General features: G+C 45.8%; 15 protein-coding genes. 10 read left to right on the top strand and 5 right to left on the bottom strand.

Annotation, left to right across the window (positions count from 1 at the left end; all coding sequences use genetic code 11):
• Positions 1-196: 196 nt before the first annotated feature.
• Entirely contained in the window at positions 197-1603 is a 1407-nt protein-coding gene (locus IEY09_RS18600; protein WP_172587903.1) for an MFS transporter, read from the bottom strand.
• Between the two features lie 206 nt (positions 1604-1809).
• Between IEY09_RS18600 and IEY09_RS18595 the strand changes: the two genes are divergently transcribed.
• Both IEY09_RS18595 and IEY09_RS18590 read left to right on the top strand, forming a co-directional pair.
• On the top strand, positions 1810-2877 hold the full coding sequence (locus IEY09_RS18595) for an arabinan endo-1,5-alpha-L-arabinosidase (RefSeq protein WP_188872237.1): 1068 nt from the start codon (positions 1810-1812) through the stop codon (positions 2875-2877).
• Between the two features lie 2 nt (positions 2878-2879).
• Entirely contained in the window at positions 2880-4784 is a 1905-nt protein-coding gene (locus IEY09_RS18590; protein ID WP_188872235.1) for a family 43 glycosylhydrolase, read from the top strand.
• A 166-nt stretch (positions 4785-4950) separates the two neighbouring features.
• Here IEY09_RS18590 and IEY09_RS18585 read toward each other — a convergent pair whose 3' ends face one another.
• A complete protein-coding gene (locus IEY09_RS18585; RefSeq protein ID WP_037419019.1) occupies positions 4951-5706 on the bottom strand; it encodes a sulfite exporter TauE/SafE family protein in 756 nt (251 codons plus the stop codon).
• A 173-nt stretch (positions 5707-5879) separates the two neighbouring features.
• Positions 5880-8717: a TonB-dependent receptor gene (locus tag IEY09_RS18580; protein ID WP_099458046.1), complete on the bottom strand. Its 2838-nt coding sequence runs from the start codon at positions 8715-8717 to the stop codon at positions 5880-5882.
• 573 nt (positions 8718-9290) lie between these two features.
• On the opposite strand from IEY09_RS18580, the gene IEY09_RS18575 reads away from it, so the two are divergent.
• The 7 genes from IEY09_RS18575 (at position 9291) to fdhD (ending at position 20869) form a co-directional block, all read left to right on the top strand.
• Positions 9291-12656, top strand: a complete 3366-nt coding sequence (locus tag IEY09_RS18575) for a LamG-like jellyroll fold domain-containing protein (protein ID WP_188872233.1) — start codon at positions 9291-9293, stop codon at positions 12654-12656.
• Between the two features lie 469 nt (positions 12657-13125).
• Complete coding sequence (locus IEY09_RS18570) at positions 13126-14022, top strand: SMP-30/gluconolactonase/LRE family protein (RefSeq protein WP_088585576.1); 897 nt, start codon at positions 13126-13128, stop codon at positions 14020-14022.
• Positions 14023-14551: 529 nt separating this feature from the next.
• A complete protein-coding gene (fdnG, locus tag IEY09_RS18565; RefSeq protein ID WP_229778030.1) occupies positions 14552-17569 on the top strand; it encodes a formate dehydrogenase-N subunit alpha in 3018 nt (1005 codons plus the stop codon).
• 2 nt (positions 17570-17571) lie between these two features.
• Positions 17572-18474 (top strand): formate dehydrogenase subunit beta, encoded by a 903-nt coding sequence (gene fdxH / locus IEY09_RS18560; protein ID WP_037418575.1) that lies wholly within the window; start codon positions 17572-17574, stop codon positions 18472-18474.
• Complete coding sequence (locus IEY09_RS18555; RefSeq protein ID WP_037418572.1) at positions 18471-19091, top strand: formate dehydrogenase subunit gamma; 621 nt, start codon at positions 18471-18473, stop codon at positions 19089-19091. Before fdxH ends, IEY09_RS18555 begins: the two co-directional genes overlap by 4 nt.
• Before the next feature lie 5 nt (positions 19092-19096).
• Positions 19097-19996 (top strand): formate dehydrogenase accessory protein FdhE, encoded by a 900-nt coding sequence (gene fdhE / locus IEY09_RS18550; protein ID WP_088585573.1) that lies wholly within the window; start codon positions 19097-19099, stop codon positions 19994-19996.
• Between the two features lie 27 nt (positions 19997-20023).
• Positions 20024-20869: a formate dehydrogenase accessory sulfurtransferase FdhD gene (gene fdhD, locus IEY09_RS18545; protein WP_188872229.1), complete on the top strand. Its 846-nt coding sequence runs from the start codon at positions 20024-20026 to the stop codon at positions 20867-20869.
• 333 nt (positions 20870-21202) lie between these two features.
• Here the strand turns inward: fdhD and IEY09_RS18540 are convergent, their stop codons facing one another.
• A complete protein-coding gene (locus IEY09_RS18540; RefSeq protein WP_188872227.1) occupies positions 21203-22498 on the bottom strand; it encodes a tyrosine-type recombinase/integrase in 1296 nt (431 codons plus the stop codon).
• A 61-nt stretch (positions 22499-22559) separates the two neighbouring features.
• Positions 22560-22778 carry a hypothetical protein gene (locus IEY09_RS20285; protein WP_037430492.1) on the bottom strand — a complete coding sequence of 73 codons (219 nt, stop codon included), beginning with the start codon at positions 22776-22778 and terminating at the stop codon, positions 22560-22562.
• A 176-nt stretch (positions 22779-22954) separates the two neighbouring features.
• On the opposite strand from IEY09_RS20285, the gene IEY09_RS18535 reads away from it, so the two are divergent.
• The gene (locus IEY09_RS18535; RefSeq protein WP_086904582.1) at positions 22955-24532 is read left to right on the top strand and encodes a DUF3369 domain-containing protein; all 1578 of its coding nucleotides are present in this window, start codon (positions 22955-22957) and stop codon (positions 24530-24532) included.
• Positions 24533-24547 lie beyond the last annotated feature (15 nt).

Here is a 24547-nt window from a genome sequence, read left to right as displayed (position 1 = left end):
GTTATTTGCCTCTTTTGACTTCGCTAAAAATCAAAGATGCATTTAACATGGGTAGGTATACAGGCAAAGCCTCAAATGATGATAACCACCTACTGAAGTAGGTGGTTTTGGGCTAAAAATAAAAAAGCCCCTTGGCAGGGGCTTTGTCATATTTGGGCAAAATGACCATAGTTGAATTAAATGGTCATTAAATGAATTACGCCGAGACTTGGCTCGTAACGGCCTTTGGATTGACATCACGGCTGGTATCAACTTGGCTTGAGTGCGTTTGCTCGGGTAAAGCCTGCTTGATTTCTTCATACACGCGGTCAGAAATCTTATATTTGAACATCAGTAAGCCCATCAGCGCGTGGAATGCGCCAGGGATCACCGTCAACATTAACGAAATGCCGGTCAACGCAAACTCGCTTTGGGTTTCACCGGGTTGATAGTTGAAGTAGGTCAGCAGCATACCGACCACAAATCCCGCCGCGCCCATTCCCGCTTTTTGGGCGAATGAGATCCCGCCAAAGGCAAGGCCAGAGACCCTGTGGCCCGTTTTGACTGTGCCATAATCCACCGACTCGGAAATCACCGACCAGAAGACAGGCGCATGTAAATCCACCACAAATGAAATCGCAAAATAGAGTACGAAGGCCAGCACTATGTCCCCCGGTTGCACGGCAAAGAACATAATGACGCTTAAGATCCCAACCGCGATCTGGCTGTAACGGAAGAGTTTAAGTTTGCAGTAACGCTTAGTGATCCAAGTCGAAGCCACCATGGCCAGAATCGCTGCGCCCACACCGGTCGATAGAAATGCCGAGAGCATTTTGGCATCGCCGCCCAAGTAGTAGGTGGCGTAGTAGGCAGCTACCGAGCCGCGGATCACATAGCCAATGGTGCCAATCACACAAATCGCAGTTAACACTAGCCATTGATCGTTTTTAAACAATAATCGCAGTTGCATGGCGACAGGCTTAGTTTCAACCTTATAAGCCACGCGCTCTGTGGTCGTGAAAAAGCAAAATAAAAACAACAGTGTTGCCATTAATGCCATCACGCCCATGGCTTTTTGATAACCCGCGGCAATGTTCTCACCGCCCCAAGACGACGCTAACATAGGCACGATAATGGTCACTAAAAAGGCGGCAATTTTAGCGAAGAACAAACGATAACCGTTGGCGGATAAACGCTCTTTCGGATCGTCGGTGATCACACTGATAATCGAAATATATGGAATAGTCACTGTGGTAAAGATGATAGTGACCAGAATATAGGTCGAGTAGGCCCAGATAAGTTTGGCATTGTAATCCCAATCCGGGGTTGAGAAGGTTAAGAACACCGAAATACCAAAGGGAATCGCCATAAACAGGAAGTAGGGACGATATCTTCCCCAGCGGGTCGTCACTTTATCGTTAATAATGCCCATTAAAGGATCAGTAATGGCATCGATAAGACGGACCAGCAGGAACAAAATCCCGACATCGGCGGGCTTTAACCCAAAAATATCGGTATAAAAGAAGGTAATAATTAACATCATTGACGAAATCACCACGTTAACGGCCATGTCCCCGGAGCCGTAACCGATCTTTTCAATGACTGACAATTTATGAGAACTCATCAGAAATCCTTATTATATTTATTATAAACAGTGAGTTATTGTGTTATTTTGCGATTTATCGCATCCGCAATGTTAACACATTTTTCTCCTGTTAATTTTTTTGCATTTGATTGTTACTTCTTTGTCCGATAGTATGATAACTTAATTCATCATACAATAGCATAATAGCTATTTTATTAAATAGGATGAGGTAATAAGGAGAATTAATGCCAGCCATAAGAATCACACCGAAAACAGCCCTAAAACGTCACTTTAAGATGCTCAATTGTGCGCTGCTAGGCATATTGGCAACTCTAGGCCAAGTAAGTGCCAAGCAGGTGAGTATTCATGATCCTGTGATGGCGAAAGAGAACGGGCAGTACTATCTCTTTAGCACTGGCCCAGGCATTACCTATTATTCCTCAAAGGATAAAATCCATTGGACGCTGGCTGGGCGGGTATTTGAGACCGAACCTAGCTGGGCGAGTGAGGTGGCATCTGGGTTTAATGGCCATTTGTGGGCACCGGATATTATCGAGCACAACGGTTTGTTCTATCTGTATTACTCGGTATCTGCCTTTGGTAAAAACACCTCGGCCATTGGCGTGACAGTCAATAAAACCCTCGACAAAAACTCGAAGGACTACCAGTGGACAGATAAAGGCATCGTTATCCAATCTGTGCCAAATCGTGATGCATGGAACGCGATTGATCCCAATATTATTGTCGATGAAAAGGGCACGCCTTGGATGAGCTTTGGCTCCTTCTGGCAAGGGTTAAAACTGGTCAAACTCAACCCAGACTTTATTTCCATTGCCAAACCAGAGGAGTGGCACACGCTAGCCAAGTTAGAACGCCCGGCATTGCTTGGTGAAACCGAACCGGGTCCTGCACAAATCGAAGCGCCTTTTATCTATAAAAAAGATGACTATTACTACCTTTTTGTCTCCTATGGCCTTTGCTGCCGTGGGGATGACAGCACCTATCACTTAGCCGTGGGCCGAGCCCAAACGGTGACTGGGCCTTACCTCGATAAAGAGGGCAAAGACATGGCACAGGGCGGTGGCTCAGTATTACTGAAAGGCACTAAGGACTGGCCTGGATTGGGCCATAACAGTGTTTATAACTTCGATGGTAAAGATTACTTAGTCTTTCATGCCTATGAATCCGCCGATAATGGCTTACAAAAACTCAAGATGGCGGAACTGAGCTGGCGCCAAGGTTGGCCCGTGGTCGATCCTAAGGTGCTCAATCAATACCAGAGCGTATTAGTTGCACCCGAAGGAACAAAATAATAATGACTCACACAATCAACAAACGAATGGCTACGCTTGCGTTGGCCATGGGACTTAGTGCGACCTGCTTGGGGGTAGGTAACCTACATGCAGCGGAAAGTGTGAAAGGCGCGGATGAAAACCGCATTACCGCAGCCACTTTCGCCAATCCGTTATTTCGTAACGGTGCAGATCCTTGGCTCGAATACCACAATGGTAACTATTATCTCACCACCACCACGTGGACCTCTGAGCTGGTGATGCGTAAATCGCCCACCATTGCTGGGCTTGCCGATGCGCCGGCCCACAATATTTGGAGCGGCACAGATAAATCCAACTGTTGTAATTTTTGGGCATTCGAATTCCACCCTCTGCAAACTGCGCAGGGATTACGTTGGTATGTGATTTACACCTCGGGCGTGGCAGAAAACTTCGATGGCCAGCGTAACCATATCCTCGAGAGTGAAGGCAGCGACCCCATGGGGCCATACAAGTTTAAGGGCACGCCAATGCCCGACCACTGGAATATCGATGGCAGCTATTTGGAGTATAAAGGCCAGTTATATTTCCTCTGGTCCGAATGGCATGGCCAAGATCAAGTCAACTTGATTGCCAAGATGAGCAACCCTTGGACCGTCGAGGACGAACATAAGGTGATCACAGCGCCCATTCACGACTGGGAAAAATCAGGCTTAAACGTCAACGAAGGCCCTGAAATCATCCAGCATGAGGGCAGAACCTTCTTAGTTCACTCGGCAAGCTTTTGTAACACTGAGGATTATTCCTTAGCCGTGGTTGAACTCACCGGTGACGATCCTATGGATCCCGCCGCATGGACTAAGTACGACAAGCCTTTCTTTAGCAAAGCCAATGGCGTCTATGGCCCAGGCCATCATGGTTTCTTCAAGTCTCCCGATGGAAAAGAAGATTGGCTCATTTACCATGGCAACTCCTCGGCCTCCGACGGCTGTAGTGGTACCCGAGCGGCACGTGCTCAACCCTTTACATGGGATAACAAAGGCTTGCCTAAATTTGGCGAACCGATGGCGGATAAAAAGCAATTGCCTGTCCCAAGTGGCGAGTTTGGCCCGATAACCACTCAAGTGGAAGGCGTGAAATACCGCATTGTGAGCCGTGAAGTCGGTCAATGCCTAGTGACCAATGCCAAGGGCCAGGTCAGTGTCGGTAAGTGCAACGATGACAACAGCCAATGGATAATTGATCCGAGTAACGATGGCCTATATCGCTTTGCCAATGTGGGGCAGGGAACCTTTTTAACTCAGGCTCAGTGCCAAGATGAGTCTTCAACGGCACTGAATACAGCGCCTTGGGTCGCCTCCCGTTGTCAGCGTTGGTCGGTGGATTCGACTCGTGAAGGCTGGTTCCGCTTTGCAAACGATCGCTCCATCGGTAATTTACAGGCGAAAAATTGCAGTAAAAAGGCCGGTACCGACGTGATTGCGGGCGAAAACCGTGTCAGTGAATGCACCGATTGGCGGATTGAGCCAGTCTCAACATTTGCCATAGTCAACGCCCATAGCGGCCGAGTAGTCAGCGCCGAACAATGTCAGCTTAAACCGAATGCCAATGTTGTTCAGTTTGAATACACCGGCGATGCCTGTCAGCAGTGGCAAGCAGTGCCGACAACTGATGGATTTTACCGTTTGCAGTCTATCCAACTTTCAAACAACAAGGCGCAACAATGCCTTGTGACCAACGAAGGTAATCTGGAACTAGGGGCTTGTAATGCAATCGACAGCGAGTTCCGTAGTGAGTTGATGCCCAATGGCTCATCAAGGCTAGTGTCACGCAAGGGCGGTTCGTCTATGAAAGTGGTCAATGGATCCTATGCCAATGGCGATAACATAGTGGAAGACGTGTGGAAAAACACCATTTCACAACAGTTCTATTTTAGAGAGGTGAAATAATTCATCGCTCTAAATAACTGAGCATCACCACGGCGGTGGCTAAACGCGTACTTGTAATGTCGTTTAAGTTGAGGTCGCTTAACGGCATCTTGGTTGAGCCTAGTTTGCTCGGCACCAGAGCAGTAATTGTGTATGCAATTACTGCTCTTTTTTATCCCGGCTCTTTTTATCCAGTCATGGCCTGCCATAACAGTCGTATTGCCAGTAGCGTGAGAATCAAATCAAAAGCTAAATTGAAATGTTTGTCCGTTACTCGAGTAAGCATCTTAAAGCCTAGCCATGTTCCAATACCGCCACTGATAATCATACAAACGAACAGTGGCCACCATGGGAGTATAGGGATATCGACCCCCTCAAAAACGATAATTTTCACCCCATGTTGTAAGGACATAATCATTGCAAAGGTGGCTACGGTACGAAATCGATCAATCTCTAACTGCTTGATAAACGCCGCAACCAAAGGGCCAGTTGCCCCAACGAATAATGAGATAAAGGTTGTTATCCCACTCGCAATTAACATGCCCATAGTACCCAGTACTACACGAGGTATTTTGGGGCCCCAACAGGAGTACAAAATAAATAGGGCAATGGTGAGATACATCACCGTAGGGGGGATCGCCACTAACACTAAGCTGCCCAGCGCGGCACCAACGAGCGCCCCCGGTAAGAATACCCTGATAATTCGCCATTGAATATGTTGCCATCCCAATAGGGCTCGTCCTAAGTTAGAACCCAATTGCACTACGCCGTGGAGGGGAATAATCACTTGAGGCGGAAGCACTTGCGCCATCACGCCCAATAACATCACACCACCGCCAATACCAAAACAGGCGGTAAAAAATGCAGTAAAGGCCGAGGCTAAGGTTAACAGCGTGAATATATCGATAGGGATCAGATTAAAATCGAACCAAGCGGTGTGCATAGCCAATATTCAAGGAAGAAAAGAAATATAAACTAGCAAAGCTTGGGCTCAGACAAAAGCAATTTGATGGATAAGCATTAGAAAGATCGAGTAAAAATCTTGCCATTTATCTGATATAAAAAGAAAAAGCTAATCACAGGATTAGCTTTTTCGCTTTAAACAACAGTGGTTAATTAGAAGGAGTAACGCGCACCGAGGGCAAACGTTCGGGTGTAGATACTATTCGTACGGTTATAGAGTACTGAGTCTTCATAGTATTCTTGATAGATATCATCAAGAATATTAGTCGCATCGAAGGTTAGTACAAATTCATCTGTTACGTTATAGCTAAATTGGAAGTCAAGCGATTGCTCCGGCTTACGATAAATGCCACGAGGCATTGCGAAGCTACCTGCGTCATAAGCAGATAAGAATTTGTCACGCCAGGTGTAAGAGAGGCGAGCACTATAAACGTCTTTATCATAAATCAATACAGCACTCATTGAGGTATCTGATACACCAAATAAATCTCGTGTTGTAGTTGCAATTTGCTCACCACTTTCACTATCAAACTCTGGGATGTCTTGGCTAGAATCTAAGAAGGTTGCACTCACTTGAGTACCTAAACCATCAAGGTAACTAGGCATATTTTCAGGGAAATACACCGCACCAAGTTCATAACCACTTAGTTTTCCATTCGAAGAGTTTTCTGGTCGGCTTAAAAGATATTTTTTTGTTTCACCATCAACTTCACGAGTGATAGTCGATACTGAGTTAAATACAAAACCTTCAATATCACGACGGAAATAAGTACCGAAAATAGAAGATCCCTCACCAAAGTAATATTCCAATGAGAAATCATAGTTTTGTGAAGTAGTTGGTTCTAACTTAGAGTTACCACTTGAAGCTTGACCGAATCCAAGCTTTGTTAAGTCTTCTGTATAGGAAATCGCAGTGGTTAAATCACCAAAGGCGGGGCGACGAATCGTTTCAGTGTAGGCAAAACGTGCAACCAGTTCATCCGTTAACCAGAAGCGTACCATTAAGCTTGGTAATAACTCCGCACTTCCATTGGTATCGGTGTCATGCACGAGATAATATCGAATGTCATCAACGACATCCTCAGTAGCATATTTTTTGCGTTCCCAGAAATCCATATCAGCATCGGCTTTCTCGTAACGTAGGCCGATTTGACCATCGACTTGCTTACCCCATAACTCAGTTTCAAAATCACTTTGGATATACGCAGCGTATGATTTTTCAGTGATGTCATAGTTAGTATACATAGCAAGAGCTTGTTCATCTGCACCGTACATCGTTTCAATAGCAGAACGATTAGCATACAGATAGTTACCGTTAGCGATAGCCCAGCTAGTTGGTACATTTCCACGGCCATCAAAGAAGTCAGTAGTTACGGTAAACATGTTCGGGTCAAGATCACTAAATAGAACATTAGTGTTTAGTGAGCCTGCATCGTACAATCCGTGTTTTGCACCACGTTGCTCAGCACGTACACCAAACTTCATCTTAGTGAAGATACCGTAGTCGAGGTAATAGTCACCATCGAGTGTCCAAGTAACTGAATCCCCCTCGTCTTTGGCACCGCTATCGTATACGTTTGCCGTTTGCCACAAGGATAATTGCGTTAAATCAGATTCATTAATAGCAGTGTCAGGGTTATCTAAATAAACCCAGCTAGGGACACCACCACTTTTGTCGTTATAGTCAACATCAACGCCGTAGAAAGTTTGAGTGCTATTCGCGCTTACACCACGCATCGCCAGAAATTGTGATTCATAGGTACTGGTTTGATAGACAACTTCAGACTTTAAGATCAAATTGTCAAAGTCCCACTTACCTCCTAAGGCAAATACGTAACTATCTGTTTCGTTGTGGCTATGATCTGAACTGCTAAAGCCGCCAACGTTATATGCAGTTCGCGATTTTACCACGTTGGTACCATCATAAACTTCGATACCATCTTTGATCACTTGCTGCCAATTAGCCGAGGAATCAACATTGCTAAAGAGCATAGAGTTGAAGTTATCATTGCGATAACCGTTATAGAATGCTTCAAAAAGATACTCGGAAGTGTCAGTTGGTGCCCATTGCAATGAGAAATTTAGTGCTGGACGCTCACGTTCACCGTTATTCATATTTTGAAACACAGCATCACGCATCAACAAATATTCTTGACCGTTGATCAAGGCTCCTTCAGATGTATCAAGACCATGAGCTAAACCGCGGGTCCAATAAATATCAGGGATTTGTGTACCCGTTTCTGCGTAGTAGGGCAAGGACGCACCAGGAGCGACAACTTGATCGTTGTAATTGGTACGAATATAAGAAACGTTAACTAATGCACCGACTTCACCGATGCTGGTATCCCAGCGGTCGCTAATTAAGGCGCTGAAGTTGGGATCGATAGTGTCAGGCTGATCAGAGTAAATCCCTTTGGCTGCTACCGAAATTTTTTCTTCTTGAAAATCAAAAGGTCTATGGGTACGAATGTCAATTTGGCCTGCGATACCACTGGCGACTTGAGAAGAGGAGCGTGTTTTAAAGACTTCAACACTGCCGAGTAATGCCGCTGGTACGTCTGCAATTGCCACTTCACGGCCTGCGGCGGTGAAGATTTGGCGGCCATTCACTGTGGTTGTCACATCCGTTAAACCCCGAATGCTTACAGTATTGGCTTCACCTGAGGCGCGGTCGGTGACTTGAACACCCGTTACCCGTTGTAAGGCTTCAACGACGTTATTATCTGGGAATTTGCCAATATCTTCGGCAATGATGGCATCAACAACTTGAATATTTTGACGTTTGAGTTCTACCGCCTTATTTAAACTACCGCGGATCCCCTGAACCTGAATGATCTCCATCTCTTCGTTATTTTGCGCTTTACCGCTAGAAGAGGGCTGTGCCGTTTCTTCCGCCTGAGGCGATTGTGTCGCTTCAGGTTCTGCTGCATACGTCGCTTGACTAGCAAGAGCAAGCAGAATCGCACTTGCCAAATAAGTCTGTTTAAACATCTAGTTAATCTCCGGTAGTTTTATTATTTGACCCGGTAGCCTAAGACACCATCTGACGTCCCGGTCTTTTTTATTCCACTTCAGAGTCACGGACATCCCCACAGTGTCCCTGAAAATTTAGAATTTTGTAGCGTACTTTGCACCATGGCATCTGATGATGCTTCAAGTGCTCAATTAAGATCTTATCAAAGTGTTAAAATCATATTGTATGACTATTAACCTGTCAACATTGCTATTTCATTTTGATAATAAAGAGAGAGTGCATTTCTTAGAATGAATTATGGACAAGGAAAAAATTAAATTTTTAAAACAAAACAGAGAGATAGTTTACTGTTTGACGGTAGGTAAATTGGTGAATATGCGGCAAAATCAATATAAATCGCATTGTATATTTAGCTTTAATGCCTAATTTCTTGCAAAAAATCATAAATCTCTTTCACAAGATATTTACTTCTTTCGTCAGAGTGCTAATGTAATTTTAGTGTTACAGTAGTATTGTATTACCAATATGTAATGCATTGATACACGATTAACCTCTAACTATCCAACACAACAATAAAAGGAACGACGCTCATGGTGCTTAAACGCTCATTCGTGTCAGCAAGCTTGATCATGGCACTTGCCGCCTGTGGTGGGGACGACAGCAGCTATAGTGCTAACGACACAAATACCTTTACACCTCCCGCTCCAGTGACTTCGGCGGATCCGACAATAGCAGGTGAGGTGAGCTATAAAAATGCAGTGGTCCATGATCCATCGATCATTAAAGATACTGATGGTACTTACTATGTTTTTGGCTCCCACCTAGCAGTGGCAAGCTCTACTGATTTAATGAACTGGACACAAATTGCCTCGGATGGTGCCGCCACGAGCAGCTTGTTTAATACCTATGCGTCAGAAATCGCTGAAGGCACGGCATGGACGGGCGGCTTTGTCGGTTCGTGGGCGCCGGATGTGATAAAGCTTGCTGACGGTAAGTACCATTTCTATTACGACTTTTGTGGCGGCCCCGATAAGATTGATTGCGTATCGCGTTCCTATTTGGGGATGGCCACCTCGGACAATATTTTAGGTCCTTATGTAAACAAAGGTTTACTCCTGAAATCAGGTCATGAGGGTGCTGAAAACCCAGGCGCAAACGGTCAAATTTACGATGGCAATGTCGACCCTAACGCTATCGATCCAGCCGTGTTTTACGATAAAGATGGCGGCCTGTGGATGACCTATGGTTCCTATTCCGGCGGGATCTGGGTGATGCAGTTAGATCCTGCAACGGGTAAACCGTTAGCGGATCAGGGCTATGGCACTAAGATCATGGGGGGCAATTACAGTGCGATTGAAGGATCTTATGTTATCTATAGCCCTGAATCCGAATACTATTATATGTTTACCTCCTTTGGTGGTTTTGCCCAAAAAGACGGTTACAACATTCGTATCTCTCGCTCTAAAAATCCTAACGGTCCCTATGTCGATGCAGCTGGGCTCGACATGATTGGCGCAACGGCCGCAGGCAATATCGCCGACTATGGCGTCAAACTGATGGGCGGTTTCCAATTTGTGGCCCACCCAGGCGATGTGGGTCATGATCACGGTTATCTGTCACCCGGCCACAACTCAGCTTTTTATGATGCACAAACGGGCAAATACTTCTTAGTATTCCATACCCGCTTTCCCGATACCGACGAAGGTCACAGCGTGCGCGTGCATGAGCTATTTCTCAACAGCGATGGTTGGTTAGTTGCCTCACCACAGCGTTATGCACCGATCAACGGCGATAACATTGTCGATGAAATCGATGTCACTGGTGATTATCAATTCATTAATCACGCAAAAGATATCAATAAGGCGGCACATAAATCAGTCCATGTGAAGTTATCCCGTACTTGGACCAATAAAGGCACTGTATCTGGCGATGTGACTGGTACTTACCAACAGGGCGATGACAATAAAATCAGCTTGACGCTAGACAATTTAGGCACATTTGAAGGCGTACTCGCCTGGCAATGGGATCCTGAACAAAACAAACTTATGCCCACCTTTAGCGCCATTTCTAATGATGGGGCAAGTATTTGGGGCGTGAAGCTCACCAATAAAACCACTGAGGAAATTTTATCGGCATCGGCAAACGGCATTAGCCTGCCGACCGAAGTCACCGAAGGCACGCTCGCCTTACCGATACAAGGTACTCGTGGGGCAACTATCGAGTGGCATTCAAGCGACGAGTCAGTGATCCGTGCCGATGGCACCATTATCCGCCCCAACGTGGGCGAGGGCGATAAGGTCGTCACCCTAACCGCGACGATTATGGTCAATGGTAAGAAGGTGACTAAAACCTTCAAAATCACCGTATTTGCCCATAAAACCTATAACCGTATTGCCCAGTACAGCTTTGAGAATAACCTCAAGGATTCCTTAGGCTTATTTGGTGATGGCCAACCCACTGGCGATAGGATCTTCAAAGCGGGCGATGCCATTGGCTACGCTACAGGCTTTGAAGGACAAGCCCTGTCACTCGATGGTACCCACGGGGTGTTACTACCATCGGGCATTATCTCCAGCTACGAGTACACAGTGTCTTTCTGGGCAAGTCCTGCGGTTATTACAGGGTTTACCACGGCATTCTTCGGCGCAGTTAACGAGCAAACCGCTGAAGATGGTAGCAAGTTCTCCAATACTTGGGTCAGCATGCTGCCACAGGGCTGGGACGGTAATACCATGTTCTGGAGTCACAATATTGATACCAGCGGCAGTGCCGCGGTTGAAAGTTGGTTTGATGGTGTAACCGGTGAGCGCATCGCTGAAAACACGTGGTCGCATCTGGCGTTCTCCGTCAATAAAGGGCTAGTTAAAGTCTTTATCAACGGGGTTGAGCGCTTTAGCCGCGGTAACCTTGCGAACTACTTTACGGGCGCACAGGGCGTTTTCGGTCTTGGCGTTAACTACTGGGATCTGCCATACAACGGCCTCATTGATGAACTCAAAATCTATGAAGCGGCATTAACGGCTGAAGAAGTCAAAGCCCTCGATATCGACAAGTTAGCCGACAGTGAACTCTTGTCCTCAGCAACGGCCATTCTGGAGCTAGGCGACTTATCGGCGGTGCGTAAAAATATCGAACTGCCAGTAACGGGTCCTTATGCTGCGGCGATTTCTTGGGTATCTTCAGATCCAACGACTATTGATACCCATGGAAGCGTAACGCAACCTGCACGTGGTGAAGAAGACAAGGTGGTCACCTTAACGGCCACCTTAAAACTGGGTAATGCGACTCAAACCAAAGTCTTCACCGCAACCGTAAAAGCTAAGAATCCACCAACACCTGTAGCGGTTTACAGTTTCGAAGATAATCTTAACGACAGTACCGCTAACTTCGGTGCGGGCACTTTAGTGGGTAACCTGATTGGTGTCGAAGGCGGTAAAATCAGCTATATGGACGGCGCGGTAGGCAAGGCGGCGGTCTTTGATGGTGCCTCTGGTATTGTATTGCCGAATAACCTTATCAAAGACTACACCTACTCAGTGTCGATGTGGCTCAATCCTGAGCAGCTGAATAAGTACACTACAGCCTTGTTTGGTTATGCGACCGATTCTAGCTGGACCAGCGTCTTACCTGGCGGTCAAAATGATTATGAGCGCATGGTATTATGGTCAGGCACAGCATGGTACGACGGTAGAACCGGTTTTGTGATGCCAAAATCCCAATGGACACACCTTGCGTACACAGTGAATGGCGGCGATGTGAAGGTTTATATCAATGGTGAATTGAAGTTTACCGGCGCTAACTTCCCGAACATCTTCTCAGTACCGACCACTAAGTTTGCGGTCGGGGTCAACTTCTGGGATACGCCTTTCAAAGGGGCAATCGATGAAATCAAGTTCTATGACGAAGCGATTACTGAACAAGATGTGGCTGATTTATTTAGCGAATCTAATCAATAACTGATCAGTTAAGCCAGATCGCTTGACGATCCCATTCAAAAGATCAAAATCCGATGACCACTCGTCATCGGATTTTTTTATGCAACTCACTACCGCGCTTGCACTGGCCGGAACCATTCCTAAAAGAATTGATAGTTTAATCGCAGAAACAGAGCAACATATACTACCGATACAACGAGAATTAAGGGTTTATCCTCGATGTGTCATAGCGAAACCAAGGAAATACCCAGTCAAAAGAAAAGGCCAGTCAGCTCTTAACTGATTGGCATTACTCTCAATGGTGCATTTAAATCAATGTCTTAAGATATTTAAATCTTGGCGATTATGAAGGTCATTTATCGACTATTATCGCGATAACCCGACAGCTAAAAGAACCACAAGCTATATTCACGTTTTACCCTTGCTTCATCCCATAAGTTGTTTAAGATTAAGCCTTTCTTGATTACAGAGTTTATTTCTGAGTAACGCAATGCAAACGGTCACGGTTGGCGAGCTGTTGATGACGATCCCAGTAGGAAACCTCCTTGGAGAAGGCGTATTATGGGATGAATTACACCAATCCATTTGGTGGACTGACATTCTCTCCTCTGTGATTTATCGTTTTACTCTCGCCACCCGCACACTAGATACTTTCTCCATGCCGCACCGCGTCGGCTCCTTTGGCCTCACGGCAAAGCCTACAACACTGATCGTCGCATTCGATATCGGTATTGCGACTTATAATATTGAAGATCAAAGCCTGACATGGTTGGCGCAGCCAGAATCTCATTTTGCCGGCAATCGCTTTAATGATGGTCGCATCGATAGGCAAGGGCGTTTTTGGGCCGGCACTATGGTTGAGCGACGCGATACTTTGCAACAAACGGCAGCCCTGTATTGTCTGGATGAGAATGGGCATTGCCACCAGCGCCTCTCAAATCTCGAAATCTCCAACGGCCTATGCTGGAGCGTGGATGGGCGAACGCTCTACCATGCTGATTCGCCAAAACACCAAATCTATCAATATGATTTTGATATTGAGCAGGGGCTATTGAGTCGTAAGCGCCTCTTTGCGAGCACGAGCCATCACATTTTCCCTGATGGCGCCGATGTCGATGCGGCGGGTTATCTTTGGAATGCCCAGTGGGGCGGTGGCCAAGTGGTACGCTATCGTCCAGACGGTAAAGTCGATCTTATCCTCAAATTGCCCGTTACAAACACAACCAGCATCGCCTTTGGCGGCGCAAAATTAGATTTACTTATCGTGACCAGTGCTAAACACTCACTTGACGCATCGCAATTAGCTCAAGAGCCGCAAGCGGGGGATGTGTTTATCTATCAATTACAGGGTATTTATGGCGTAACCGCCCCACGTTTTTGCGGTTAGATCTAAGTAAACATCAGCGTTTTTAGCGCAAATTTTGTTATCAAATCCACTCACTAATCCCTTAGTCAAAAACGATTTACCGCGCTTTCAGGCAAAATCGCCGCTTATCGCCCCAATCATTTACCTTAAATTGTGATCTTGCTCAAAAAGCGGCTAATCGGTATTTTCACTCATAATTTGAGCAACTAACGCCATTTTTGTGACGCGCATCAACAATAAGATTTACGGCTATCAGAAATTGGTACAAAGTGGACAAAATGACTAATCAAAATGTCCATATCAATAAAATAGTTAAATCCTGAGAAATAACATTATTTAAAAATATTAATTCAACAATCACAATAAAACTTACATATATCAGGATATTATTCCATTGAAAGCTTAATGTGATTTCGATCACCTGTCGGAAATTGTCATTATTAGTCACTTTTTTATACTCGCACCTTGAGTAGGGTTAAGTTCTCTACTCAAGCATGCAGCGTATTCGCTGCAACTTGTGAGCACATAAAAGAGAGTGTGTGAAATGACAATGAATAGACGACAGTTTTTTAAACTCTGTGCTGTGGGAGCCGCGACTTCTGCTATTTCTGCACTGGGGTTGATGTCCGAAAAGGCATTTGCATCCGTCAGAGGTTTTAAATTGCTACGCGCAAAAGAGACGCGTAACAATTGTTGCTACTGCTCTGTGGGTTGTGGTTTGTTGATGTACAGCCAGAGCAGTAATGGGAAAAATGCGGAGCAGAGCATTTTTCATATCGAGGGCGATGCCGATAATCCAATTAACCGTGGAGCTCTGTGTCCTAAGGGCGCTGGCTTGGTTGACTATGTGAATAGCCCGCACCGTTTAAAATATCCTGAAGTGCGTTTACCTGGTTCGGATAAATGGCAGCGCATTAGCTGGGATGAGGCCTTTAAGCGTATCGCAAGACTTATCAAAGACGAGCGTGATGCCAATCTGATTGAAAAAAATGCCCAGGGTCAAACCGTTAACCGCTTAGTCAGTCTAGGCATGATGACTTCATCGGCCCAAGCAAACGAAGGCTGCTACATTACCCATAAATTTGGCCGTGCCATTGGCATGTTAGGCATAGATAACATCGCCCGCGTTTGTCACGCTCCGACACCTGCTGCGATGGCGCCCACCTTTGGCCGCGGCGCTATGACTAACCACTGGGCGGATATGAAAAATACCGATCTGGCCATTGTGATGGGCGGTAACGCTGCAGAAGCGCATCCCGTCGGTTTTGGTTGGGTGACAGAAGCGATGGAGCACAACAATGCCAAGTTGATTGTGGTCGATCCGCGCTTTAACCGCAGTGCTGCCGTCGCCGATTTATATGCGCCTATTCGTTCGGGCACCGATATTGCCTTCCTACTCGGCATGATCCGCTACCTGCTCGAAACCCAGCAAATCAACCTTAACTATGTCAAAGCCTATACCAATGCCTCGTTTATCGTGCGGGAAGACTTTGAATTTAATGAAGGTTTATTCAGTGGCTACGATGAGGCTAACCATAAATACGACCAATCTACTTGGTTCTATGAGTTAGATGAAGAGGGCTACGCTAAGGTCGACCCTAGCTTAAGTCATCCTCGTTGCGTGATTAACCTGCTGAAAAAACACGTTGATCGCTACGATCCCGACACAGTTTCCAGTATCACTGGGACGCCTAAAGAAACCTATCTTGAAGTGTGTAAGCAAATTGGGGCAACCCATGTTGACCATAAAGCCGCCACCTTCCTGTATGCACTAGGTTGGACACAGCACAGCGTCGGCGCGCAAAACATCCGCACCATGGCGATGATCCAATTGCTGCTTGGCAATATGGGGATCATGGGAGGCGGCGTGAATGCACTGCGTGGTCACTCAAACGTTCAAGGCGCAACGGACTTAGGGTTATTGTGCCAAGCCTTACCGGGTTACCTTAAATTACCTCAAGATAAAGATGTTGATTTACAAAACTATTTAGCCCATTACACCCCAAAAGCCTTAAGACCAAACCAAACCAACTATTGGCACAATTACCCAGCCTTTACCGTGTCGTTGTTAAAAGCCTTCTTCGGTGAACATGCGACGGCAGAGAATGATTATGGCTATGACTGGCTGCCAAAGTGGGACCAACAGTACGATATCAACAAGCAAATCGACATGATGGTTCACGGTGAGGTCAATGGCTACTTTATCCAAGGCATCAACGCGCTTAACTCTCAGCCCGATAAGCAAAAAGTGTCTAAGGGCTTATCGAATCTGAAGTTCTTAGTTGTGCTGGATGCACTTGCAAACGAAACCTCCACTTTCTGGCGCAATGCAGGTCAGTTTAACGATGTGGATACCGCCAGTATTCAAACTGAAGTCTTCCGCTTACCCACGACCTGTTTTGCTGAGGAAAGTGGTTCAATTGCCAACTCAAGCCGCTGGTTACAATGGCACTTTAAGGGCGCAAATCCACCCGGCGAAGCCTTGTCTGATCCTGAAATTCTTTCTGGCATCATGTTGGAATTAAAACGTTTATACCGTGAAGAGGGTGGTCGTTTACCTGCGCCAATTGAAGCCATTAAATGGGACTATGCGGTCGAACATGAACCTAGTTCAGAGGAAATCGCGCGGGAGATGAATGGTTATGATCTCACTACCGGTAAGTTACTCAATGGTTTCTCCGAGTTAAAAGCCGATGGATCAACCTCATGTGGTGTTTGGGTTTACTCAGGCATGTGGACCGAAGCGGGCAACTTGATGGCGCGTCGCGATAATAGCGATCCATCAGGCAAAGGCATTACCCCAAATTGGTCATTCGCTTGGCCAGCAAACCGGCGCATCTTGTACAACCGCGCCTCCTGCGACGTGCAAGGTAAGCCGCGCGATCCGAGCCGTGTGCTACTCGAATACAAGGACAACAAGTGGCAGGGCATTGATGTGCCAGACTTTAATGCCAAATTGAATGCCGAAGAATCGGCCCATCCTTTCATCATGCAAGCCGATGGCGTTGGCCACTTATTTGCGCTGCGTGACTTAAAAGATGGCCCATTCCCAGAGCATTACGAGCCGTTTGAATCACCACTGGCGAGTAATCCGCTGCACCCTAAGGTCACCAATAACCCAGTGGCGCGGATGTTCAAAGGCTTACGTGAAAGCTTTGGTACCAATGAAGAATTCCCCTATGTTGGCACCACTTACTCAATGACGGAGCACTTCAACAACTGGACCACACATTGTCACCTTGCTGCGATTACCCAGCCACAGCACTTTATCGAAATCGATGAAACCTTGGCGGCGGAAAAGGGCATCAATAACGGTGATTGGGTCAAGGTGAGCTCTAAGCGCTCGCATATTGTCACTAAAGCCTATGTCACTAAACGGCTCCAACCCATGATGGTTCAGGGCAAAAAAGTTCACACAATAGGTATTCCACGCCACGGCAGTTATGAGGCCTTGACGCAGAAGAGCTATATCGTCAACGAACTGACTTCATCTGTGGGCGATGCCAATACCCAAACTCCTGAATATAAAGCATTCCTTGTGAATATTGCCAAAGCGGAGGGCTTCTAATTATGGCTTCTCAAGATATTATCCGCATCTCAGGCACCACGGATATCACGCCAGCGTCTCAAGCGCGGATTGGTGCGGTTCAGCAGGTGACTAAGCTGTTTGATGCGACGAAATGTACCGGCTGTAAGGCCTGTCAGGTTGCCTGCTCCGAATGGAATGACCTTCGTGAAGATGTCGGTACTTTCCAAGGCAGTTACCAGAACCCGATGACACTGTCACCGGAAAGCTGGAACATAATGCAGTATCACGAAGTGATGGATAACAATAAGTTGCGTTGGCAATTTACCCACACAGCCTGTATGCATTGCGCCGATCCAGCCTGTTTAAAAGCCTGTTCAACCAGTGGCGCGATTGTGCAACATGCCAATGGCACAGTGGATTTTGACTCGAACAAGTGTATTGGCTGCGGCTATTGCGCCAGTGCCTGTCCTTTCAATGTGCCTAAGATCAGCGCCAAAGATAACAAAGCCTATAAGTGCACCCTGTGCTCCGATAGGCTCGCCGTTGGCCTCGAGCCTTCCTGCGTTAAAACCTGCACCGTGGGAGCACTGCGCTTTGGTACCCGCGAAGACATGTTGTTCTATGCCGAAAAACGCGTCGAGCAGTTAAAGGAACGCGGTTTTACCAAGGCGGGACTTTATAACCCCGAAGGGGTTGGCGGTACGCATATGATGATGATCCTCCACGATATCACGCAACCCGAAAGCTATGGCATGCCCAAGGATCCGCAAATCCCTGCGGCAACCGAATGGCGTCAAGATTGGCTCAAACCGTTGGGCACCGCAGGCTTGCTCGCAACGGCGGCGTTCGCCCTGATGCACCGCATTGCGGTAGGGCGCAACATCGTCGAGGAAGATCAGCCTGGTTACATTGATGCCGGCGTCAAAGAGGAGGAAAAGCTATGAATCATAAAGAAATGATTGTCCGTCATAAGCTCGTAGATCGCCTGTGCCACTGGACCATAGTCTTTGTTGGCCTAGTGACCTTTCTAACGGGGTTTTCGTTTTTTTATCCTTCGTTCCAGTGGCTAAGTGGCATTGTTGGCACACCACAACTGGCAAAAGTGATGCATCCATTCTTTGGAATTGCCATGTGTCTGCTGCTGGCGGTGATGTTAATCCGCTACTACCAGCACAATAAGTGGAATAAATACGATTTGCCCTGGATGAAAGCCGTGGTGTGGGTGTTACTGCAAAAAGAAGAGAACATTCCGCCCGTGGGCCACTACAACCCAGGTCAGAAAATGTTATTCCGCGCCTTTGTGGTTTTTGTACTGGCGTTTCTGATCAGCGGCATCATGATGTGGCAACCTTATTTTGCCCCCATGTTCTCGGCAGAAGCCGTCAATTGGGCCACCTTAGTCCACTCGGCCTGCGGCATATTAATGCTGTTATCCCTAGTGGTACACGTATGGATGGCCTGCTGGATTGAAGGCTCTATCACTGGGATGCTCTACGGCAAAGTCTCTAAGGCTTGGGCCCGTAAGCACCACCCAGCCATGTTAGAAGAACACGAGGAATAATAGCAATGAAGATGGCCAGCGATATCCCGTTAAGTTTTGTTGATAAATCTCCCTTAGCTTTGAAACCGCTAAAAGCAGCAGATCCTGAGAAAATTTATCAACATAGAGCACGTCGTTTAGCCCAATTAGCGCAGGATTCTCCGCTGGCGGATTATCTTAAGCTCTGCCAAATCCTAGTGTCTGCGCAGCAAAAACTGGCGGCAACGGATATGGGCTCAGCACCAATGATTGACGTTGAGGCGCCATATCCGTTGTCCCTAAGCCAAACTCAAACGGCTCAGGATTGGTTACAACCATTGCAAGCATTGCTGACAGAATTGTTATCCCAAGTGCCCGCGCATTTAGTGCCTGTTCTCCAGGAGCTACTGGAGCAATCGCCAGTCCAATTGCTCCAGTGGGGCAATCAACTAAGGCAAGGGCAGTTTAGTGCCGTACCCGCACAGTTTAGCTTATTTATTTGGGCGGGTTTGTCACTCTATTGGTCCCATTGGGCGCCCATGGTGATTGCGCGTATGGATACCAATAGGGTTAAGCAGTCCAGTTTATGCCCTGTATGCGGCAGTCATCCTGTCGCCAGCATGATTGTCGATAAACCACGCGAAGGGCTGCGTTATCTACATTGCAGTCTGTGTGAAAGCGAGTGGCACTATGTGCGAGCCCATTGTACCTGCTGCGAACAATCCCGTGAGATGTCTATTTGGTCGTTTGACGATCATAAGGCTGCCGTACGGATTGAGAGCTGCGAGGCGTGTAAAGGATATACTAAGATGTTGTTTATCAACCGTTTGCCATTGTTAGATGCGGCAGCGGATGATATCGCATCGATGGGATTGGATGCCGAGCTCAATACAAAGGGCTATGGTGCGACAACTGTCAATCCGCTATTGCTGGCCCATGAAGCTTAGAAAACGTAGTTAACAGGAGATGCGTTGATGGTTGCTGATAATTCTTTCCCTAATTCAGTTGTTACAGCCGATGTGACTCGATTTAGCACGGCAGGGAATGTTGAACAAACTGAATTACTCGCCAATGAGATAAGAGTGGCGTTGGTGTATAACGGATTGGCGCACACAGTCATGATGGCAAGCCCACAGGACTTGGAAGTGTTTGCGATAGGTTTTACGCTTTCGGAAAGAATTGTCTCAACCATTAATGATATAAAAGATATTGAACTTGAATATGTTTCTAATGGCGTGATCATTAAGATAGAGATTAATCAACGCTGTTTCAATGAGTTAAAGGAGCATCGCCGTAGCATGGCAGGACGCACTGGCTGTGGTCTCTGTGGTGTTGCACAGCTTAAAGATGCTGTAAAACCAGTTCAAGTCGTCGGATCAGATATCCGATTCAACATTGCCCATCTCGACCCGATTTTAGTCCGAGTCAAACAACTACAACAGACTTTTGCTTTAACTGGTGCAACCCATGCTGCAATTGGTGTAAATGAAAACGGGGAGGTGATTTATCTATTTGAAGATATTGGCCGACATATCGCTTTAGATAAATTGATCGGGGCGATGTCTGTTCGGTATGCAGCAAAACCCGCTGCGGTATTGTTAACCAGCCGCGCCAGTTTTGAAATGGTACAAAAGGCGGCAAGTGTCGGTATTCAAATTCTGTTTGCTATGTCAGCCGTGACGGCGTTGGCTACTGAGATTGCGGAGCAAAGCAATGTGACTTTAGTCGGTTTCTGCCGTGATGGTCGAGCAAATATTTATAATCATGGCTATCGACTTCAAGGAAGCCAACTGTCACAACCAGCCGTGGTCGGGCTTTAAGATTTGACCGTAGGCAAATGAAGAGATTGATTGGCAAAATAAAAAGTCGATCCAAGTAATAATAGACACCAACATCATGATATAAAACGCGATGCTATGTGAATTCTTTAGCACTATGCGGAGTAATCTCTGCAAACATTCACGTAGCAACGCGATATAAGCAATAGCATTTCTTCCTTAAACCAATAAATCCTCAATCAAGCAGAACCAGCAGAAGTGAAAGTACTTTAACGTAAATCCATAGAGAACTGTTTCTTTCCCCAAAACACAATTTAACATAATATACATTGTGCGCAGTTTTGTGTGAGAGGGATTTGGGGTGCCGATAACATCCTAGTTAATACCTTGCAAATGGTCTAACGGCTTATTAAAGGCACTTTCATGTCTTTCTATTTGTGTAGTGTGTAAATACTTCGATGTGGTGTCGATACTCTCGTGGCCTGCATCGGCTTGGACATGTGATAACGGCCGACGATTGATGTTGATATCATGGGTGATCCCAGTATGTCGAATATTATGCGCAGTGAGTTTTCGCATTTGCTCGGCATCGTGATTAAAACCATCTGTTTGCGCATTATCAGCCGCGAGATTGATGATGGTCTGAATTTCTTCACGGATTTGACGGATCCCAAGATTGGCATTCACTAAACCCGCATCTCGGCCGCGACCAGCTGCTCTATGTCGAACAAATAACGGATGTGGTTCACTTTGATTTGGATAGTCAGTAAGACCTAAAAACTGTCGATATTTAACTAAGCCGTCCAGTAACGCCTTTGACATCGCCACGCTACGCTTTTTACCACCTTTACTGAGTGGAATATGAAAACTCCAAATGCCTGTCTGTGAATTTTGCCTAAATTGGCCCATTACTGGTGAATAGCCAACCCGTGCAGATACATCAGAGATGCGTAAATAGCAGGAATAAATCAATGAAATCAAGAATAAACTACGTTGATGCAATTCGGGTAATGTTTCAGCCAATCGAGTAACTGTGCTCATCACATAGGACCACTGTAGTTCTGTGAAAGCCAAGTTGTTTTCATCTTCCTCGCTTTGTCTTTGATACTGCTTGTTTTGGCCAAAGCGGCTGTGATTCAACCAAATTTGCGCGGGGTTGCGCTCACAAAACTCCTCACTCATTAAGTAGCTATAAAACGAGGATAAAATAGCAATCTTGGTTTTTAATGCATTGTCGCTAAGCACATAAGGTTGAACTTGCCCTAACAGTTTCTTGCCGACAAATGGCCGCCAAAGACTATTAGGAACCCGCTCATCACGCAGTTTATCGAGTTTAAACTGTGGCACGTTAAAGTAACCAATCAGCGCTAAGGGTGGCGCCAAACAATAATCCACATACCGACTCATATCCTTACGTAGCACCTGTGTGGGTGACATTTTGGCGACATCAAAACACCAATGCAGGAATGTAGTGAGTTCACTCCGATAGGCTTTATAGTTGTTTTCACTGTGTTTTTGTTCAAACAACCAATCTGTTGCATGTTCCATTACTAAACCTGCATCAGGCACATCCGTTAGACTGACTTGGGTAATGTATTGATTCACCACACCGTTCCCATCTTGTATGAATTCAATTGAATCAAATAAAGGTAATACTGGAGGAAGCTGCATAATAACTTTTAAATTTAAGTGTTTAATGCATGATAATACTTAAATGCAAATGCCGATAACGTTATTTATCGGCATTAATGAGTCTTTCAATTTGCGGACAACTTGTTTGTGAACATTGCTGGCAGCCTATGCGTTTTTGGCAACAGATAAGGCAAAGTTGCCAGACTTTCCGTTTTGATTGATTATCTAGACATGAAAAATCCGCTGCACATAGACTTCCTTCACGAATGAGTTGCGCAAGTTTCTCCTCTGATATAGATAAATTGATCCTTTCTGCCATATATGCCATATAAATTCCTGCTGAGTTATCTATTTTGATAATACACAAATGATAATAGTTATCAATAACGAGCTATTAAATTTGCGACCTTCCCCGCTGCAGAATTATTTTTACTGATTTGACAAGCTTCTACTACACTCTAACTGTGCGACATAAATTAAGTGATGAGGTCTCGGATGGTGATTGATCTTACAAAGAAAAAGCCGCTCTTTTCAGGGAAAAAAACCATAGAAACTTCTGCATTTTCTGCGCCCTGGAAAATTCTTGTTGTTGATGATGAGCCTGATGTACACACGGTCACTAAACTTGCACTTTCTCGTTTTAAACTCGATGGTCGTGCCCTCTCCTTTATTAACGCTTATAGTGCTGAGCAAGCTAAAGAATTTCTTTTAAATGAACAAGATCTGGCAATTGCCTTTATTGATGTTGTTATGGAAACCGATCATGCTGGCTTGGAGTTAGTAAAGTGGATCCGTGAGGAACATAAAAACAAAACAATCCGCCTAATTTTGCGCACAGGACAACCAGGCCAAGCTCCTGAAGAAGATGTTATCGTCAACTACGATATCAATGACTATAAGGCAAAATCTGAACTCGATTCACGCAAGTTAATGACAAGTGTCTACTCGGCACTGCGTTCTTACCGCGACATTATGGAAATCGAACAAGCAAGGCGTGCACAGCTGAATCATCGAAAAGGATTAGAGCGAGTGCTCGAGGCAACCTCAGGATTATTTGAACTCAGAACGCTCTATCGATTCGCTGATGGCTTGCTGACCCAAGTTGCAACCCTATTGAATCTCGATTCCGAAACACTGCTGCTAACCTGCAATGCCATGGATGCGATAAGCGGCCATATGGAATCTGCTGAGATTAAGATTTTGGCGGGGACGGGACAATTTGCCGAGAGTCCTGCGAACAAAGTGTTACCAATGCATATTGATAAGTTATTACGCACAGCTCTCGCACAAAAGCGTTGTTTATATGAAGATAACTGTTTCGTTGGCTATTTCCCAACGAAGAGCGGGCTTATCAACCTGCTTTATATGGATGGGATTGATAAAATCGACGATTTAGATAAAAAACTTATTGATATTTTTGCAATAAATGTGGGTATCGCCTTTGAGAACCTACTTCTAAATCAAGAGGTCGAAGATACCCAGTCTGAACTTATTCTACGTTTAGGGGATGTCGTTGAAAGCCGCTCAAAAGAGGCTGCTAATCACGTAAAACGCATGGCCGAATATTGTGCCAAACTGGCGCTACTTGCTGGATTATCAGAGACCGAAGCTGAACTTTTACGCAGAGCATCGCCTATGCATGATATTGGTAAGATAGCGATCCCCGATGCTGTGTTGCTTAAGCCTGGCAAGTTAGACGATAAAGAATGGTTGGTTATGCGTCAGCACCCTACTATTGGCTACCAGATCCTCGCGAATTCCGAGCGGCCTATCCTTAAAGCCGCTGCGATTATAGCCTTGCAACATCATGAAAAGTATGATGGTTCAGGCTATCCAGCCAATTTAAGACAAGAACAAATTCACATTTTTGCCCGTATTGTTGCAATTGCAGATGTGTTCGATGCTCTTTCCCATGCACGTTGCTATAAAGCAGCTTGGCCACTGGAAGAGGTTATCGATGAAATGCGTAAAGGTGCAGGTAAACATTTTGATCCTGATTTACTCGAACTGTTTATCAATAACATCGATATTTTTGTACAGGTTAAAGAAAACTGGAAGGATCATGATGAATAGCCAAAATAGCATTCA

The sequence above is a fragment of the Shewanella xiamenensis genome (assembly GCF_014647135.1).
Lineage (GTDB): Bacteria > Pseudomonadota > Gammaproteobacteria > Enterobacterales > Shewanellaceae > Shewanella > Shewanella xiamenensis.
Note: the sequence above shows the minus strand (reverse complement) of the source record. Positions and strands in the feature narration are given on the sequence as shown.